9 protein-coding genes and 1 tRNA gene are annotated in these 19,308 nt (G+C 39.6%); 2 read left to right on the top strand and 8 right to left on the bottom strand.

Going from position 1 to position 19,308, the window contains the following annotated elements; all coding sequences use genetic code 11:
• The first annotated feature begins 37 nt into the window (after positions 1 to 37).
• The gene (locus IPP64_00445; protein ID MBL0327902.1) at positions 38 to 1,021 is read left to right on the top strand and encodes a lipid A deacylase LpxR family protein; all 984 of its coding nucleotides are present in this window, start codon (positions 38 to 40) and stop codon (positions 1,019 to 1,021) included.
• Here IPP64_00445 and IPP64_00440 read toward each other — a convergent pair whose 3' ends face one another.
• From IPP64_00440 to IPP64_00430, 3 genes are all read right to left on the bottom strand, one after another.
• The gene (locus tag IPP64_00440; GenBank protein MBL0327901.1) at positions 1,022 to 3,988 is read right to left on the bottom strand and encodes a GAF domain-containing protein; all 2,967 of its coding nucleotides are present in this window, start codon (positions 3,986 to 3,988) and stop codon (positions 1,022 to 1,024) included.
• Between the two features lie 121 nt (positions 3,989 to 4,109).
• A complete protein-coding gene (locus IPP64_00435; GenBank protein MBL0327900.1) occupies positions 4,110 to 5,174 on the bottom strand; it encodes a PorP/SprF family type IX secretion system membrane protein in 1,065 nt (354 codons plus the stop codon).
• A 17-nt stretch (positions 5,175 to 5,191) separates the two neighbouring features.
• Entirely contained in the window at positions 5,192 to 10,816 is a 5,625-nt protein-coding gene (locus IPP64_00430; GenBank protein ID MBL0327899.1) for a gliding motility-associated C-terminal domain-containing protein, read from the bottom strand.
• Between the two features lie 405 nt (positions 10,817 to 11,221).
• On the opposite strand from IPP64_00430, the gene IPP64_00425 reads away from it, so the two are divergent.
• Complete coding sequence (locus IPP64_00425; GenBank protein MBL0327898.1) at positions 11,222 to 12,688, top strand: hypothetical protein; 1,467 nt, start codon at positions 11,222 to 11,224, stop codon at positions 12,686 to 12,688.
• Between the two features lie 206 nt (positions 12,689 to 12,894).
• On the opposite strand, the gene IPP64_00420 is transcribed toward IPP64_00425, so the two are convergent.
• The 5 genes from IPP64_00420 to IPP64_00400 all read right to left on the bottom strand — a co-directional run bounded on the left by IPP64_00420 (position 12,895) and on the right by IPP64_00400 (position 19,201).
• Positions 12,895 to 12,965 (bottom strand) — tRNA-Cys (locus tag IPP64_00420).
• 62 nt (positions 12,966 to 13,027) lie between these two features.
• On the bottom strand, positions 13,028 to 16,933 hold the full coding sequence (locus IPP64_00415) for a T9SS type A sorting domain-containing protein (GenBank protein ID MBL0327897.1): 3,906 nt from the start codon (positions 16,931 to 16,933) through the stop codon (positions 13,028 to 13,030).
• Positions 16,934 to 16,991: 58 nt separating this feature from the next.
• Positions 16,992 to 17,162 (bottom strand): cysteine-rich CWC family protein, encoded by a 171-nt coding sequence (locus IPP64_00410; protein ID MBL0327896.1) that lies wholly within the window; start codon positions 17,160 to 17,162, stop codon positions 16,992 to 16,994.
• Between the two features lie 87 nt (positions 17,163 to 17,249).
• Positions 17,250 to 17,603 carry a dihydroneopterin aldolase gene (folB, locus tag IPP64_00405; GenBank protein ID MBL0327895.1) on the bottom strand — a complete coding sequence of 118 codons (354 nt, stop codon included), beginning with the start codon at positions 17,601 to 17,603 and terminating at the stop codon, positions 17,250 to 17,252.
• A gap of 65 nt (positions 17,604 to 17,668) precedes the next feature.
• Positions 17,669 to 19,201, bottom strand: coding sequence for a glutamate--tRNA ligase (locus tag IPP64_00400; protein MBL0327894.1), 1,533 nt, complete (start codon positions 19,199 to 19,201; stop codon positions 17,669 to 17,671).
• Positions 19,202 to 19,308: the final 107 nt, after the last annotated feature.

Raw genomic sequence — 19,308 nt, 5'->3', positions numbered from 1 at the left:
AAAATCTGATTAGCTTTGTATGTCGTATATACACTCGATGAACAAGAAAACAACCCTTTTTTTCAGTTGCTTTTTTATGCTATCCATTGCCTCTCAATCGCAGGTGGATAGTGTTGTATTGCCCGATCGTTACTATCGCCACAACTATGAGAACGATTTTTTTGCATCCACCGACCGCTATTATACGCAAGGTGTTTACTTAGAGTTTTTCTTACCCGTTTTTAAGAAAACGTTATTGGCAAAAACGTTGATTTCGTTGAACCCCCGAGGTAGAAGAACTGGAAAAAGAGTCGTGGACTATTATGGAATGAGCCTTGAACGGCAAGGGTTTACTCCGAGAAGCATCCGGCACGAAGGCATCTTTTATGGCGAGCGACCGTTTGCTGCTGTTGCCTATGTTACTCATTCGTTGATTTCGATTGATATGGAAAGGCGGATTCGTTTAACATCTCGTATTAATTTAGGTTTTATGGGTCCGAATTTAAGAGGCGCACAAGAACAAAAAGGAATTCATTATGCGTTGAATAACATACAGCCGTTGGGTTGGGAAAATCAAATAGAAAATGATTATGTATTGAACTATGATGTGTTTTTGGAAAAGGGATTGATAAATGGGAAACACATTGAACTAACAGGAATTGCGGAGGCAAGGATTGGAACCTTATACGATGATTTTGCTTTGGGAACAATGATTCGTGTAGGTTGGATGCAACCGTATTTTAATAATCTGGGAACAACGCGACAAAAAAATGTGCGGAAGTTTCAGTGTTATCTTTATGCAAAAGGAAAACTGAAAGCGGTGGCGTATAACGCGACCATGCAAGGAGGAATGATTAACAGAAACAGCATTTATACGATTCCACCAAGCGATATTGAACGAATTGTGGGTTTGGGTTATGTAGGAGTTGTGGTGGCTTATAAACGATTAGGACTCGAATATTCACGAGCAATTGTTAGTCCGGAATTTAAAAACGGATTGGTACACGAGTGGGGAAGAATTGGGATAAATGTTTGTTTTTGATTACACCGCCACACCAATAATACAAACATCATCAATTTGTTCGAAGCCGGTTCTCCAGGCTTCAAAAAATTCGTTGATTTTTTCTTTTTGCTCCGGCATCGGGCGTTTGTGATTGTCCAGTAACAATTGACGGAAATAATTGTATTTCAATTTCTTTCCATTCGGACCACCAAATTGATCCACAAAACCATCCGAGAAAATATAAATTTTGTCTTCCGGAAGAAGATCGATTTCATTGTTGGTGAATTCATATTCTTCAACACCCACAAAGTTTCCAATCGGATGTTTGTCGCCTTTGAATTTTAAAACTTCGTTGTTGCGTAAAATAAACAACGGACTGAATGCCCCTGCGAACTCGAGTTTATTATTGTCTAAATCAATCGAACAAATCGCCACATCCATTCCATCACGAATTTTCGAATCCTCCACGTGTTGTTTTAAGGTATTGCTGATACTTTTGTTGAGGTGTGTTAAGATATCTGCAGGTCTGGTATAATTGTACTCATTCACAATTTGATTGAGCCCGTTAAAACCAATGATACTCATGAATGCGCCCGGAACACCATGTCCGGTGCAATCTACTACTGCGAATAAAATTTTATTCCCTTTTCGTTCAATCCAATAAAAATCTCCACTCACAATATCTTTTGGTTTGTACAAAATGAATGCATTTTTTAAATGCTCTGAAATACTTTTTTCGCTTGGTAAAAAGGCTTCCTGAATTCGTTTTGCATACTTGATACTATCGGTAATGTGTTTGTTTGTTTCCTCAATAATTTCTTTTTGTTTGACAACTTCGCTGGTTCGCTCTTTCACTTTGTCTTCCAAATTTTCAACCAGGTTTGCATTTTCTAATGCAATAGCGGTGTAGGTTCCCAGTGTTTTTAAGATATCAATGTGTTGTGGTTTGTACGCGAATTTTTCAAAACTCTGAACAGTGATAACGCCCATAATTCGCTCTCCAATCATCATGGGACAAAAAATTAGTGAGTTGGGCATGTCTCCTGTTGGAACAACAATTTTGCTGGTATATTTTTGATATTCGTTGAGGTTGTCATTAATAAATATTTCTTTTTTGTTGGTCATACACCAAACAGAAAAGTTGTCGATGTTGTCCATAGAAACAGAAAGAGATTCCTGCAATTCACCGTTTTCAATTTCATACCGGTATTCAATTTCGTTTTTATCCAGATGATAAATGCGTACACCAAAGCAATCGGCATTCATTAATCGACTTACATTTTCGTGTAGGTTTTTAAAAATGGCGTTGAAGTTAACACTTGAAATAATCTGTTGTCCCATTTGCCCCAGCAATCGGGTATTTTCGTGTGCTTTTGCAATCTCTTCTGTTCTTTCAACAACACGTTCTTCCAGCTTTTTATAGGAGGAAGCATTTTCAATAGCGATTGCACAATAAACAGCAAGGTTTTTAACAAGGTTAACATTGTATTCACTATACGCATTTGTATTGAAGCTTTGAACAGTCAATACACCGACTTTTTTAACGCCTATTTTGAGAGGCAAATAAATGATGGATTGAACACTTGCCCCTACGACCGGGTTTAATCGTTTTTTGATGTATTTGTTTAATTCTAAATCGTAATCATTAATAATGATTTCCAGTTCTTTATTAAAACAAAGCGGTGCCAGCCGGTCGTTATCGCTCAGGTCGTAGCCGGAAGATTCCAGAATAACACCATTTTCGATGTACCCCGGGAAAATCAATCGCTGCTGGTCTTCCGTTACTATCCCAATTCCAAAACCGGCAGCATCCATCAAATTGTTGATGATTTCGTAAACAGTATTGTTAATTGTTTCCACAGAAAGTTGGGAAATGATTTTTTTCCCCAAATCGCTTAATACAACTAGATCGTTGGATTGTGCTTCCAACTGTTTGTTTTTGATACTCAGCAATTCTTTCTCTTTCTCCATTTGCGTAATGCTGAATTGCATTTCCGCTCCTTTCAATTTCTGTTTGTTTTTTTCGCTGAAGTATTCTTCTTTATAAGCGTAATATTTTTTGAAGTGCTCTACAAATTTTTCGGTGTTTGTATGTTTTTCATAATAAAGCGAAAGTGCTTCATGTGTTTTATAGATAACCTCTTTTGTTTTTGTTTCTTCTGCAATCAAAAGCGCTCTTTTTAAGTGTTGGAGCGCTTTCTCATATTCTTGAGTTTTAAAAAATAAGGAGCCAAGGTGTAAATTGGTTTCCGCAATTCCGGATCTAAATCCTAGTTCTTCGCGGATAGAAAGACAATCTAAAAATAATTTTTCTGCTATTTTATTTGCATTTGCTTCGGCATAGATGCGTGCAAGTCCATCAAGAGCATATGCTTCCACATTTTTTAAACCGATTGGTCGAGCTGTTTCTAAACTGCGCTCTTTAAAATCGATTGCTTTTTCAATGTCCTTTAAATTAAAATAGGCTGAGCCAAGTCCATCAAGAATTCTTGCCAGCAAATGTTTATCATCTTGTTTTTCGGCAACCGCTAAGCCTTTTGAAAGTGCTTCAACAGCTTTTTGATCTTCTCCGGAGGTATAATATACCGAGCCAATCCCATTCAATGCATTTGCCTGTGCATTGATGTTGCCATTTTTCTCTGCGCGTCCAAGCATATCAAATGCATATTTCAGCGCATTGTCATAATCCGCTAAAAAATAAAAAGCACAAAAAATGTGATACAAGGCATGTGATTCAAACTTACTGTCTTGGAATGCATTGAACTCATGTAGTGGTTCAAAAAGATTTTTGAGTGCTTCTTCATAATTTCCAAGCCACACTTGACAAGCTCCTTTCGACACTGTTGCTTGCGCTTTTTGAAGGGACCCAGGGAGTGCAATAGCAAGCGCTTGGTCTGCAAGTTCAATTCCTTTAGTAGGATTTGTTCTGCAAACAGTGTATGATTCTGCAATCCATTTTTCCAAAGATGCAGTGTCGATAGTAGTAGTAGTTTCTTTTAAGTTCATTTATCCTTCGAAACGAGGGGTTAAGATAAGAAAAAAAAGGAATTTCCAAAAGCGAAACAAAAAAAGGGAGTCAACAAAATGTTAACCCCCTTCTTCACCTGAATTTACAACTTAAACAAACTCATATAAATTTCGAGCGACCACTTAAACGCTTACTGAATGCACTTGGCGAAATGAATCGTAAGGAAATTTCGAAGCCACCTCTTGCTTTACTTACGGTTTTTAATTTGGATAAATTCACATCGTAGCTCAAACCGATTGAATAGTTCGCATATTCGAATTTGGCAACAGCAATAAACGCATCTTGAACACGATAATAACCACCAATTGAAAACGCTGCTGGTTTTTTATTTTTTGTGTATTTCGAACCTTCTTGTAAAATGTATTGGAATGTAAGTCCAGGAGTAATTTCTTTTGTTGCTCCTTGCAGAAAAACAATATAAGAAGGCTTCAAAACCAAGTTGGTGTTTTTAACACCAATTGCTGCATTTCCATGGAACACATATTTGGTATGTAAAATTTGTCTGCTGTCACCATAAAATGTATAGTTGGGGTTGTGCGGATGAAAAATGGATGCACCGATATTTATTCTGCGTGCATCGTTTGCAGAAATATACATTTCACTATTTCCGTAACTGTATTGAATCCCGGCTCCTAAATCAACAAAGCTGAACGTTTGGGGAATCGCTGTTTCCCCGGTTGGAAGCGCTGCGTTGTAGTTCATTCCATCATACTGACTACCCCATTCAAGTCCATCTAACGTGATGCTTCTTTGACCAAATCCGGTCATTAATCCTGCAGACACCTTACTGTACTGACTTACATTGATTACACCTGAAAGTGAAAGATTCACCTGATTGGATTTTAAGTTAGCATCTCCAGCTTTATCCGAAAAAACGTCAACGCCTAAACCCAAGTGATGCTTCTTGTCTTTTAAGAGACGAGCGTCAGCAGAAAGCGCAAATGTTTTATAAGGTGAGCCAACACTTTGCCATTGATTTTTATAATTGGTAACCACTCTAACTTCATGTTGAACACCGGCATCAGCAGGGTTGAGTTGCAATTGTGTTTCATCAAATTGCGAAAAGTGAATATCCTGAGCAACACTGGTGACAGAGATGCATGTGATTAAGAATACACACAAAAGGATTGAGTTAGAATATTGTTTGGCGAATTTCGTTTTCATGGTTCGTTTGTATTAACTTATTTTACCAATGTTATGTTTCCGTGTTTGCTCACATCAATCCCTTTTACTGTTCCTTTCAGGTAATAGACAAAAACAGCAGCATCCATCATTTTACCATTAAATCGGCCATCCCATGTGATTGCAGGATCTGTAATTTCAAACACTTTTTGTCCCCAGCGATCAAAAACAACAAATTCAAAATCGACAATACAATTGCCATATACTTTTAGTTCATCGTTATTACCATCACCATTTGGAGAGAAAACATTTGGCACAAACAATTCACCACATTCAATTTCAACAAATACGGTTACCGTATCGTATGATGTACAACCGTTAATGGTAACCGTAAGTGTATAGGTTGTTGTTTGCGTTGGTGATGCAACAGTGGTGGCACATGTTGGGCAGCTTACTGTTGCTGCCGGTGACCAACTAAACGTAACACCCGGACTACCGGTACCAGATAAGATGGCTGTTCCTCCTGAAACAATCGTACTTCCGGCTCCGGCATTAACTGCAGGCCCCCCAACAGAACCTACAGTGCCGGAAGCCGAACTTACGCATCCCAATGAATCAGTTATTGTAACAGTATATAATCCCGAAGGAATTCCGGTGATGGAAGCGGTTGTTGCTCCTCCCGGTGACCAAGAATATGTCAACGCGCCTGTTCCTCCAGATGCAGCAACAGCAGCAGCACCATCGCTTAATCCGCATGTTGCGGTTGTTGTGCTTACCACTCCTGATACTGGAGAAGGTTGTGTAATAGTAATGATTGTTGTGGTTGAACAGCCTGCACCGTCAGTTATAGTAACCGTATAGCTTCCCGCTGATAAACCTGTAGCACTGGCGCTAGCTCCTGCTCCTCCTGTCCATGAATAAGTGTAAGACCCAGCTCCTCCGGAACCGGCAACCGTTGCCGCTCCGCTGCTGTTTCCATTGCAATCCACATTCGTTTGTGAGGTCGTGCTAACGGATGGCCCACCTGTATTGTTAATGGTGACAGTACTTGTAGAGCTCGGACAAGGTGGATTCGAAATGGTCCACATAAACACATTTGCTCCTGCACCTAATCCGGTTACTGTCGTTGTTGGTGATCCCGGTGTTGTAATTGTTCCTGCACCACTTACCAAGGTCCAAGTTCCTGTTCCAACAGCAGGAGTGTTTCCTGCAAGTGTTGCAGTATTGCTACAAATGGTTTGGTTTGGTCCTGCGAGAGAGGTAGATACTGGATTCATTTGTATAATGATGATGGTGTCAGTAGATGGTGCACAAGGCGGACTAGAGATTGTCCACACAAAAACGTTTGGTCCAACAGACAATCCGGTTACTCCGGAGGTTGGAGAGGATGGTGTTGTTACTGTTGCTGTTCCACCAATGACAGTCCATGCTCCTGTTCCTGTTAGAGGCGTGTTTCCAGCCAATGTAGCCGTTGTATTACACACCGTCTGATCGGTTCCCGCAAGGGATGTTGTTGGCCCACCGGTATTAATTAATGTAACCGTATCCGTGCTTGCTGGACAAGGAGGATTATCAATGGTCCACATAAAGACGTTTGTTCCTGCCCCAACGCCTGTTATGGTTGTTGTTGGAGAAGATGGAGTGGTAATTGTTCCTGAACCACTTATTACTGTCCAGGTTCCCGTTCCAACGGTAGGCGCATTCCCTGCCATGGTGAATGTTGAACTACAACCAACTTGTGTTGCACCGGCATTTGAACTTGTTGGGGCAGCAACACCTGTGATGGTAACTGTAGAGGTGGATGGCGTACACGGAGGATTCGAAATGGTCCATTCAAAAACATTCGGACCAACACCCAATCCGGTTACTCCAGAAGTAGGTGATGCAGGTGTTGTAATTGTTCCTGCTCCACTCACCAAAGTCCACAAACCTGTTCCAACGGTTGGTGTATTCCCGGCCAATGTTGCAGTTGTTGCACAAACCGATTGAGGAGAACCAGCAATAGATGTTGTTGGCCCACCTGTATTTGTAAGGGTTACGGTGCTTGTTGAGTTCGGACATGGAGGATTTGAAATTGTCCACATGAATACGTTTGCTCCAGCTCCAACAGATGTAATAGTTGTTGTAGCAGATCCAGGTGTTGTAATTGTTCCTGCTCCACTTACCAGGGTCCATGTTCCTGTTCCTGTTGCAGGGGCATTTCCAGCCATTGTAAAAGTTGTACTACACAATGTTTGATTTGGTCCGGCTGCTGCAACGGTCGGTGTTGCAACACCTGTAATGGTTACCGTGGATGTTGATGGAGGACAAGGGGCATTTGTAATCGACCATTGAAACACGTTAAGACCAACGCCTAAGCCGGTAATACCGGAAGTAGGAGAAGATGGTGTTGTAATGGTTCCTGCACCACTCACCAATGTCCATGTTCCAGTTCCTGTTGTAGCAGCATTTCCGGCAAGAGTTGCTGTGGTTCCGCAAACCGTTTGAGCTGGTCCTGCATTAGCTGTTGTTGGTGCTGCAACGCCTGTAATGGTAACCGTTGATGTCGAAGGAGGACAAGGCGCATTTGCAATAGACCATTGAAATACGTTTGGTCCAACGCCCAATCCAGTTATACCGGATGTAGGAGAAGACGGTGTTGTAATGGTTCCAGCACCACTTACTAATGTCCATGTTCCGATTCCTGCAACGGCTGTATTTCCGGCAAGTGTAGCAGTTGTTCCACAAATTGTTTGAGCCGGACCCGCATTCGCAACAGTTGGTGTTGCTACTCCTGTTATTGTTACAGTACTTGTTGTAGAAGGGCAAGGTGGATTTGAAATCGTCCACATAAATACATTTGGTCCAACACCTAATCCCGTTACTCCTGAATTAGGTAGGGAAGTGCTGGTGATTGTTCCTGCACCACTTACAAGTGACCAAGCTCCTGTTCCTACGGTAGCAGTATTTCCGGCCAATGTAGCAGTGGTTCCACAAACGGTTTGATTCGGACCAGCATTCGCAGTTGTTGTTCCTGCTGCTGGCTGTGTAATGGTAATGGTAGCCGTTCCAGGGCAACCATTATTATCCACAATGTTTAACGTGTAGGTTCCTGCAGGTAAACCAGTGAATGCTTGGGTTCCTGCTACGTTTGTAAATGTGGCAACAGTCGTAGCTCCATTTAATAATGTATAATCCCATGGTGTTGCTCCTCCAGTTGTTGAAACATTGAAGCTTCCGGTAGATGCGCCAAAGCAGGCAACATTTACTTGTGCTGTTATGTTTGCTGTTAAGGTCGGACACCCTGAACAAGGAGCTAATGCAGCATAAGCAGCTGCATTGGCTATGGTGTAGATAGTTCCAGCAGCGTCAACTATTTGAATCGGATAGGTTCCTGGCAATGTTGCTGTTGAGCCTGTGAAAAAAGTTGTCCATACAGTCACTGGCGGGCCAGCAACACTAAATGGGCTTCCGCCACAAAATCCTAAACCAGCAACACAAGGATTCGTAGTGGATGATGTTTGCCATTGGTATGGACCAGTTCCACCAGAAACGGAAGCAGATAATGCTCCAGGACCTTGACAAAGAATTAATGCAGTACACGGATTTACAGTAATAGAAACGGTTTCAGATCCACAAGGTAATGTATATGTAATTATAAAAGTTCCTACTCCTGATACAGCAGGACTGAATGTTCCTGCGGATGCATTTGTAATTCCTGTTCCACTCCACGTTCCGCCAGTTTGTGCGGAAGTCAGGTTAAATGGTGCGGCTGTTAAACAAACGGATGGGACGGTACAAATAGCGGTATTACAGCAGGTAAGAGCTAAAACGGCACATGCTCCAGCAGTAATTTGTTGGATGTATCCTGTTCTGATTGCGGTTCCTGAATTTCCGGTTGTTCCACAAGCAATAATATCTCCGCCAGAAGTAACATGCACATCATAAACATTAAAAGTAGTAGGATAGGTTGCGAGTAAAACAAGGTTGGCATCGTATTTTAAAACTGCATTGGTTGAGCCAACATAAACATTTCCACAATTATCAATGTCGATGCCGGCATTTCCTACTTGATTGCCTCCGAATCCGCCAATAAATGAGCCTCCAGGGATGGCTGCTGAAGTAATAATGTTTGCGGTTATTAAATCACGTTTGTGAATTGTATTTCCTTTGTGAGTATATACAAAATTGGTGTTCGCTCTGATGGCATTAATGCCAGTATTGTCATATCTCCAGTTCTCACATTTATAGCCAAAACCATAAGTGTTGTCGCGGTGAAACTCAACTGCACTTCCACCACTTGGACAAAAGGAAAAATTTTGATTAAAGAAGCCAATGGAGTCATGAGTTAACCAATAAAATTTACCATTTCCACAAGCAGTAATTGATCTTACTTCTTGAGTAGGAAATAAGGCTCCGTCTGTTACTTGGATATTTGCAGTCACATTTCCTGTAGCAACATCCACATTGTATACATGTGGAAGTGGAGGTAAAATATTACCAGTTCCCCCAATTACCAATTGTGATTGATCACAATTAAAAGCGATGCTCCAGAATTCGGTACTCGTTAACAATCCTCCAGGACTAGGGTTGTTCCATACAAGTCCGCCTGCGGTATTTACTTTTATAATTGCAGCAGTTGAACCGTTTGCAACATAAGAATTACCAATGTTGTCGGTTGCAAAAGTTCCTAGCCAGCTAGTAGTGTCGTATGGTGTGTTGTAGGTCCACTGAATTGCTCCAGTTGAATTGTATTTTATTAATTGTAATGGAGTAACACCGCCAATAATATAAACGTTTCCCGCACCATCTTTTTCGCATTCCCAAACACAATCCCAATTAGTTGTGAAACTTGGAGTTACAGTCCACGGATCAATAATAACAGTTTTGGTATTATCGTAATTGTCTAACTGAAAAGAAATACTGTTTCCTGTTTTTACAAAATTTGATTTGATAACAGAGGGAACGTTTCCTCCATAAAAGGTAATGGGAGCGTGGTCAATGATTTTTCCTAGTTCTGTTGCAATAGTTAGGTTACCATTTTCAATTGCTAGCTTTTTTGATTCATCGTATTTCATTTTTATTAACGATGGATCAGCACCAGGGTGAAGTGTGATGGAATACTTAATTCCTTCTGATGGATGAAACACATACTCCACATCAATGTTTGGATAAAGATTTTTATAAGTAATCTTTTCGTACCCAGCCAAGAAGTTTTCATTTACTTCTGCTCCTGTTTTATTTTTAAAAGTATAACTGAAATAACTCGAGATTTTTTGTTCTGCTACAATCTGCACGTTTGGGTTGGAGTTTTCCCATTCAATAGTAACGTAATCGGCAATGAATTTTGGTTTGTGTTCTTCTGCTTCTTTCTTTTTCCATTCTTCCAATGTTCGTACATCTTGAAAATGCGGCTTCTTGGTGTCTCTGTCTTTTTCACCCTCTTCTTCCTTGTCTTTCCACATCTTTAAGAAACTATAAGTTAAGCCCTTTTTTGTGAAATAAATTCTAGTTGAACTGTTGTCATATGCAAATTCAACCTGGTCAGTTGTTTCATATGGTAAGTTAAATTGGCCTTTATTTTCTATAAAACTTTTTGAGTGCTCGTACTTGTTTGCCCATGCCGGATTGCCTCCACTTGCATTAGCGTTAGAAACAGAAAAAGCAAGAAGCAAAAAGGTAAAAATTTTGGCTAGGTGTTTCATGTTGGGAAAATCTTAAAAATTAAATGTTATATTATATGTATGTCGAGTGCAAAGAGATAAAGCAAAAATAATCCATTGACCGCTATAGCAACAAGAGGGGTAGCCCTCTATTGCAGAAATGAATTGTGATAAAAAGGAGAAGGGGAATGCCCCTAGGTGTCTTTCTTATCAAGGCATTTCGGACGGTGTTAAAAAATAACGATGCAAATAAGCTGTGTGTTTTTCATAGTAGTTTTTTAAGTAGTTGGGCGAATAATAAATCAAATTTAGAATAGCACGTCTCCCGAAGCAAACCCAAAAACAAATTATTATTGGAAGTCTGATTTGCTATTTTTAAATAATAAATCTAAATTTATAGATACTTTTAAGGGAGTAAATCCATTTCATTATTAATAATCAGAAGGCATGAAACCATCGGACGAGTTACATCAATTGGTTAAAAATTTAAGTATGTCGGAGAAAAGATATTTTAAAATCTTCTCTTCCCGACACGTAATTGCTGGTGAAAACAACTATATCCGCTTGTTTGATGCAATTGACAAACAAGAACAATACGATGAGGAAAAAATCAAAGCACTATTTAGTCAAGAAACCTTTGTTTCACATTTGCCTTCCGAAAAGCATTATTTGTACAACCACATCTTAGATGGTTTAAATGCGTTTCATAAAGACCGAACTTTCCTGACGAGGTATTGCAATATTATTATGACGATAGAAATATTGTATAATAAAGGATTGTTCAATCATTGCAAGAAACTGATTAAAAAGGCAAAGGCTGAAGCGTACTCATTGGAAAAGTTTTCCATTTTGAAACTGATTGTTCGTTGGGAAATATTGGTGTATATCAAGGATGAAGATGTTGAGAATCTGTATAAAAGTTTTGATGAAGAGTTACGAATTCTGGAAGTGATCAGGATTCAATCGGCATTAATGCGAATTGCATTTAAGATTCAAATTGAAATGTATCGTGGAAAAGTTCCTGCTTCCTTTTTAAGGCAGCAAGAAGCAGAACTTAAAAAACATTATCCTCCGGCAAAAGAGGTTAATAGTTTTTGGGCGCGATATTATTATTTTTCTTCGATGGGATTGATTTACTCCGTTGAAAACAAAGCAGCACAGCGATTAGCGTGTTATATAGAAATAAATTCTTTACTCGAAAACACCAAGCAGTTTATTGTTGAATTGCCCAATATTTACCAATCAAACAACAACAACTTGGTGAGTTTAATGTTTGCCATGGAAAAGTACGATGAGGTGATGCCAATGCTTTACAAGCAACGTAGCTTTATGCAAACGTATAAAATAAAAAATCCTACTCTTTCAAAAATGGTTTTTATTCATACCCATGAAAGCGAATTGTTTTTATTATATAAACTAGGCGAAACAAAAGAGGGGGCAGCACTGATAAAACGAATTGAACCGGAAATAAAAAAAATAAGCTTGTTGTTTAGTCCGGCTCTTTTCGACTTGTTTTTCATGATGGCAGTAATTGCTTTTTGCGAAGAGGATTATCGAGGAGCCATTAAGTGGCTGAATAAAATTCTGAATACCGAACGAGATATTAGTATTCGAATAGAACAGCGCATCAACACTCGGTTGTTGTATTTAATTGTTTTATATGAAAAGGAAGATTTGTTTTTCGATAATCAGTTCCAGTCTACAAAACGTTTTTTGAACCAGGAAAAAAAGCATACAACCGGGATAAATATACTGGAGGCAATTCGTTTGATTTGGGATGGAAAACCTACTGCACAAAAGAAAGAGAAGCTGAAACAACTGCACAAAAAACTCAAAAAGGAACAGTCGAAAGCAAAAGCAGACACCTTAGATAAACAGTTTGATTTTGTGGAATGGATTGGGAGCAGGATGTGAGTTTGATAGATTACTTTTGAGGTTCCCTGCACCAGCCCGTGCGGATTAAATCTCCTTTGGGCAAGCCTAAAGTCAAAAATCTGATTCCGGCATATCCATGCCGATTTTCTTTTTTGGATTTCACCAGTCAAAGCCAAAAGGCTTTACTGTCTTATCCTAAAAAGAAAATTCCATTCGCGAATAGCGAATGGAATCAGATTTTATTGAGGTCCCGTGCGGATTCGAACCGCAGTAGGAGCTTTTGCAGAGCTCAGCCTAGCCACTCGGCCACAGGACCTTATTAATTGTCGGCAAAAATACTAAAAATAAAGAAACCATCTAGCACGCATAGTTAAAAAATTATTTTTTAACTATGGTTTTTGATCTGCGGCCGCTTTGACCAATAACTACAATTTGATATGCTCCAGAAACCCAGTCTCCAATATTTGTCGTAATTGTTTGTTCTCCAGCTTGAATGAAGTGTTTTCTTTCATAGACAATTTCGCCAAGGACATTATATACAAGGAGTGTAACATCTTCATCAGTTGAACTATTTAAAGTAATATTCAAGAGATCCTCTGCAGGATTAGGAAAAATAAAAATGTCTTTTGCGTTGGAATCGGAATTGTCAGAGGCAAAAATTTCTTGATTTGGGTCTTGGTATAGAATAGGCATATGGCAGGTTGTAAGACTTTTTTGTCTTGTACCACTTGTGGCTCCGCACATGTTTAGAATAGCAACCTTTATAAGTGATCCTGTAACAACAGTTGTATCAAAATGAACCAGAATTGTATTCGTCCCTCCTCCAGATACAATTGTTGCTCCTGATGGTATTGTCCAAATATATGATAGGGCAGAAGAGACAAAAGGAGTAGAATAAACCACATCTGTTCCATTTGTTATTTGTGTACAAATACTTCCATCTCCACTAATTGAAGCAGGTAATGCTGCCGCATTTGTAAGTGCTATTGATGCAGGATTACTGTTTATACAGGTTCCTACTGCGCAAACGGTTACTGTGCCAGAAACGAAAGAGGGGTCAAAGGAAAGTGAAACACTCGTTGTGCCTTGTCCTGACAACAAGGTAACCCCCAATGGAGTTGTCCATTGATAGGAACTAACGCCAGCTAGGGCAGTAATGGAATAAGTAAGAGGGGTTCCGTTCTGAATGTTTGCACAAACGTTTTTAATACCTGTTATTGCTCCAGGAGTTGCAGGTTTTTTGGAAACAGCATACGAAACCGTGGAGCTGTTAGAACATTGATTTACAGATTTAACGGTAATTGTTCCAGAGGCGAAAGTTGCAGGGAATGAAACTGATAAAGAGGTTGTTCCTTGTCCGGAAATAATTGTTGTTCCACTTGGTACAGCCCAAGTATAGGATGTTGCAGATGCAACGGGAGTTGTTGTATAAGTATAAGTTGTTAAAGGGCATAAATTATTTTTTGGACCCGCTATTGGACCTGGAGTAGTTGCCAAGGTTTTGGTTAATCCTAAAGAACTTATTCCACTATTTCCTCCACAACTTGCGGAGGCCATAACAGTTATGTTTGCAGCGACAAAAGCGCTAGAATAACGCACATTAATGGAATTTGTTCCTTGCCCTGAAAGAATTGTGGCATATGCAGGAACGGTCCATATATAGACAGATGCGCCAACAACAGGACTAACAGAATAAGTTACTGCAACGTTAAGTCCAAGATAAGGGCAAATATTTGATGCACCGGAAATTGGACCTGGTGTTGCTGGTGTTATTAGTTGAACAGGTTCTACACTTAAGTTTACGGTTGGTGTATTTATATTTCTGCATGTATTTGATACGTTACAAAAATAAAGGCCATTATTTATAGTATCAGCGGAAAGAATATCGTAAGTCGCAGATGTTGCACCAATAATTGCTACTGCATCTTTATACCATTGAAAGGAAATCCCAGCACCAGGCGTTACCCCAGAATTAATTGTAACAGGATTACCAACACAATCTTGTATTAGCGTTGGCTGTTCCACAATATAAATAGATTGACAAACCTCAATGAAACCAATTGTTGAATTAGGGTTGTGACCAGTTGTTGTGTTAAAGTCGATTTTTTTTGTAAAAACATTTGAAATATAATCATATTGAAAAGTGGTACCACCACCATTTGCCCCTCCCAAAGATGTTAAACCATAAAGCTTTCCATCATTTGCCAAAAACAAATTTCCGCATGGGGCTTTCCCTGATGTACTAGTAACAAAATCAAATTTTTTTGTGAATGCGTTTGTTGTTGGATTAAATTCAAAAATGCACCCCGCTCCAGAAGTGCCACCTTCACTGGTGGTTCCGTAAAACATTCCGTTAGGCGCTTCTGTTAACTTTCCATAAGGGTAGGCAGGCGAACCAGAGCTAACTGGGAAGTCGTATTTTTTTGTAAATACATGAGTGCTCTGATCAAATTCGAAAATAACACCAAGGTGTGTTGCATCAGCACGAGAGGCCATGCCATATATTTTGCCATTGCTACCAAGCGTCAATTCACCTCTAGGCAATTGACCTTTCGTTGATCCATCAAAGTCTACCCATTTTGTAAAAATACCAGACGTGATGTCAAAAGAAAACAAGGTTCCCAGTCCGAAGGATCCACCACCATTACACATCCCGTATAAAAGACCTCCAGATTCAAGCAGCGCCCCGAAAGAATAGCTTCCAGCAGTGTTACTAAAATCAAATAGCTTTGTATATAAGGAAGAAAGGGGATCATATTCATAAATTACTCCATAATCGTTTGCACCACCAGTAAACGTAGTGCCATAAAATTTGCCATTGGATGCTTGAATAATTCTGGCGTAGGGCGTTCTTCCTGTTGCAGTTGTAAAACTATACACAATTTCATGGGTATTGGCATTGGTTGATGGATCAAATTTGTAAATTGTTCCGAAGCCGTATGCGCCACCCCAGCCCGCTACACCATAAATTAACCCGTCATTTGCAAGTATTACTCCTGATTTAGGTTCACCACCTGTTGCTCCCTCTAAAAGATCAATGATTTTGGTATAACTATCTGAAATGAAATCATATTTAAAAAGGGTTCCTAAAGAAGCAGTACCACCTTCGGAGGTTAAGCCATATGCTAAACCATTGTATGCCAAAACCATTGCGCTCATTGGATGTGCACCATTTGCAACGGATGAAAAATCCATTTTTTTAATAATTGTAGTATTGATGGGGTCGTATTCAAATAATGTTCCCACTCCAGCTGTGCCGCCTTCACTCGTAAGTCCATACAATAAACCGGATGGACTTACAAAGATGTCTGTTTTGGGATAAGCTCCTGTTGAAATGCCATTAAAATCATGCGTTTTTGTGTACAGGTTGGCAATTGCATCATACTCGAAAAATACTCCCTCATCATTCGCTCCTCCTCCACCAGTCATTCCATATAATACACCATCAAGTCCTTTTGTTAATCCTCCATTTGGATATGCACCAGAAACACTTCCGTTGAAGTCAAATTTTTTTGTGATTGTTGATGTTCCAATAGTGAATTCGAACAAGATCCCGCTGTCATATGCCCCTCCTAAAGGCGTTAATCCGTATAGCTTTCCATTAGATGCTTGGGCAAGAACTCCTCTTGGTTGAACTCCGGTTGAATTGTTAAAGCTATATCTTCTAGAAACAGTGGTGCTTCCTACAGTATATTCGAATAGGGTTCCAAGGTTTGCCGATCCTCCGCCTTCTGTTGTACCGTAAAGCTTTCCGTTGGAAGCAAGAAACAGGGTAGCCATAGGATACGCGCCATTCGAACTACCTAAAAAATTTACTTTTGTAATGAGCACGTTTGTTGTTGGGTCATATTCAAACAACGTTCCCAATCCCGAAGTCCCTCCAGAATGGGTAACACCATATAGTTTTCCATTCGCAGCTTTCACTAATCCCCCTTCGGGTTGAGTACCATTTGTGCCATTGAAATCAATTTTTTTAGTATAGACTTCTGTTAGTGGATCGAATTCATACAAAATTCCTTGTCCATACGAGCCACCAAACATTGTCCCATAAAGGCGTTGTGAATTTGATTCGCATAGTTTGTTATAATTTGGATAACGTCCGGGAACACTTGAACTAAATGCAGGTGTTACTATTGGACCATTACCCGCAGAATCTGTTTTAAAAAGGGAACCCATGCCATCTTTGCCGTAGGTGGTGGTTGACCAGAGCTCTGATTGTGCTTTGGATGGTTGGAATGTAAAAAGTAGGGAGCAGGTAATTAAGGTAAATAAAAATGCTTTCATAGAGTAGAGTATATATTAGCAAATATACTTAATATATACAACCTAGTAGCCAAAACAATCAATCCTTCTGATATTCCTTTAAACACTTCGGACACAAACAATTGTCGTAGGTTGCTTTTAGTGCTTTAAGGGTTTCCAAACCAATAAAAACCTCTTCACACCAGCAGCCCGAACTGTTGTTTCCGCATTCAAAAATAGATTGACATTTTGAGCATTTTTTGACTGACATGATAAATCAATACAACTTCTGGCTTAATATTACTTTGTTGGTGGTAACGCCTACGAATTAAATTTTTATTTCGCCATTATCCGGCTTCTATTCGGCATCAATAACAATGCTTACCCGTTCAACATTCCCATTCATAGGCGGGTTGAGCTTGGTCACTTTTACAGATACTTTTTTGAGTGTGGCAAATTGTTTTTTTAATTTGTCAACAATACGCTGTCCAACTTGCTCAATAAGCTTGGAGCGAATAGCCATTTCTGCTTTAACAATATCGTAAACAACAACGTAATCAATGGTTTTGCTCAGGTCATCATTTTTGGCAGCTTCCGTAAAATCGGTTTCCATGGTTACATCTACAATGTAATTGGTTCCAATTTTCCCTTCCTCCACCAAACAACCATGGTAGGCGTATACTTTTATCCCTTCTACGAGTATTTTATGCAATTTGATTTAGGATTTGGATTTTATAATTTGGGATTTATATTCCTAAATGACAAAATCCGTAATTATTACTTAATACTAGTTGTTGCTGTTTCTAATCGTTTTATTACTTCGTCTTTCCCTAACAATTCCACCATTTCAAACAACATTGGTCCACCACCAACACCACTCAAACAAACACGGAACAATTGCATGACTTGTCCGGGTCCCATCCCTAATTTTTCTGCAGTTGCTTTAAATGTTGCTTCTGTTTCTGCTGCTGTAAACGTGTTTAATGTTTTATATGCAGCTGTTACTTCTTTGATAAATGCAGCACTTTGTTCGTTCCATCGTTTTTTAATTACATCGGCATCGTAGGAGGTGGGTGCAATAAAAAAGTAGTTTCCGTTGGCCCAAAACTCAGAAACAAAATGTGCTTTTTCTTTTACCAATTTACACACTCCTTCTACAAATTTAGGAGCAGCATCAATATTGTGTTCTTTTAAAAACGGAGCAAACAGCTCTGCAAGTTCTGCATCGCTCTTCATCCGCAAATACTGTTGATTGAACCATTTTGTTTTTTCAGGATCAAATTTAGCACCCGATTTATTTACACGTTCGAATGTAAAAGCTTGTACCAATTCATCCAATGAAAAAATTTCTTGTGTGGTTCCCGGATTCCAGCCCAACATCGCGAGCATATTGATAAATGCTTCAGGAAAGAATCCGTTTTCACGATAGCCGGTATACGTTTCTCCGGTGCGTTCATCGTGCCAGTTTAATGGAAACATTGGGATACCGGACTTATCTCGTTTCGATAATTTTCCGTTTCCATCTGTTTTTAAAATAAGCGGAAGATGCGCTAACAAAGGCATTTTATCTTCCAACCCTAAAAAGCGATAAATCAAAATATGTGCAGGTGCTGATGGCAACCATTCTTCTGCTCTTACACAGTGGGATACTTCCATTTCAATATCGTCCACAATGTGCGCCAAGTGATAGGTTGGCATTCCATCACTTTTTAATAATACTTTGTCGTCTACTTGTGTAGAATTTACAACTACCCATCCGCGGATGATATCATGGAAACGAATTTCCTCGTTGCGAGGCACCTTCAATCGAATCACATGAGGTGTTCCGGCATCCAACAATTTTTTTACTTCATCTTCCGATAGGGTTAATGAGTTACGCATGTTTTGTCGGCTCACCGAATTGTACTGTGGAGCAACAACCTTAGCGGCTTCTAATCGTTTGCGCATCGCATCCAACTCTTCGGAGGTGTCAAACGCATAATAAGCATTTCCGCTGTCTATCAATTGCTTTGCGTACTTTGCATAGATACCCAATTCTTTTCGTTCGCTCTGACGGTATGGTGCATGCGGGCCGTCACCAAAACCAACGCCTTCGTTTGGTTCTATCCCACACCATTTTAATGCAGCAATGATATACTCCTCAGCGCCTTTTACATAGCGGGTTTGGTCTGTATCTTCAATACGGAGAATAAAATCTCCACCATGCTTTTTTGCATATAAATAACTAAATAATGCTGTGCGTACGCCACCCATGTGTAATCCACCTGTTGGGCTTGGTGCGAAACGCAATCTAACTCTTTTGTTTTCCATAGTTTTTTTAGTTTTGCAAAGATAATGGTATATTTAAAACCGAATCAAAGAATTAAGCATTCTCCTTGAAAAAATATAAGATACAAATTCTGTTATTGTCATTGGTT

The sequence above is a fragment of the Bacteroidota bacterium genome, assembly GCA_016722565.1.
GTDB lineage: Bacteria > Bacteroidota > Bacteroidia > 2-12-FULL-35-15 > 2-12-FULL-35-15 > 2-12-FULL-35-15.
The sequence above is the reverse complement of the archived record's forward strand: the minus strand, read 5'-3'. Positions and strand labels throughout refer to the sequence as shown.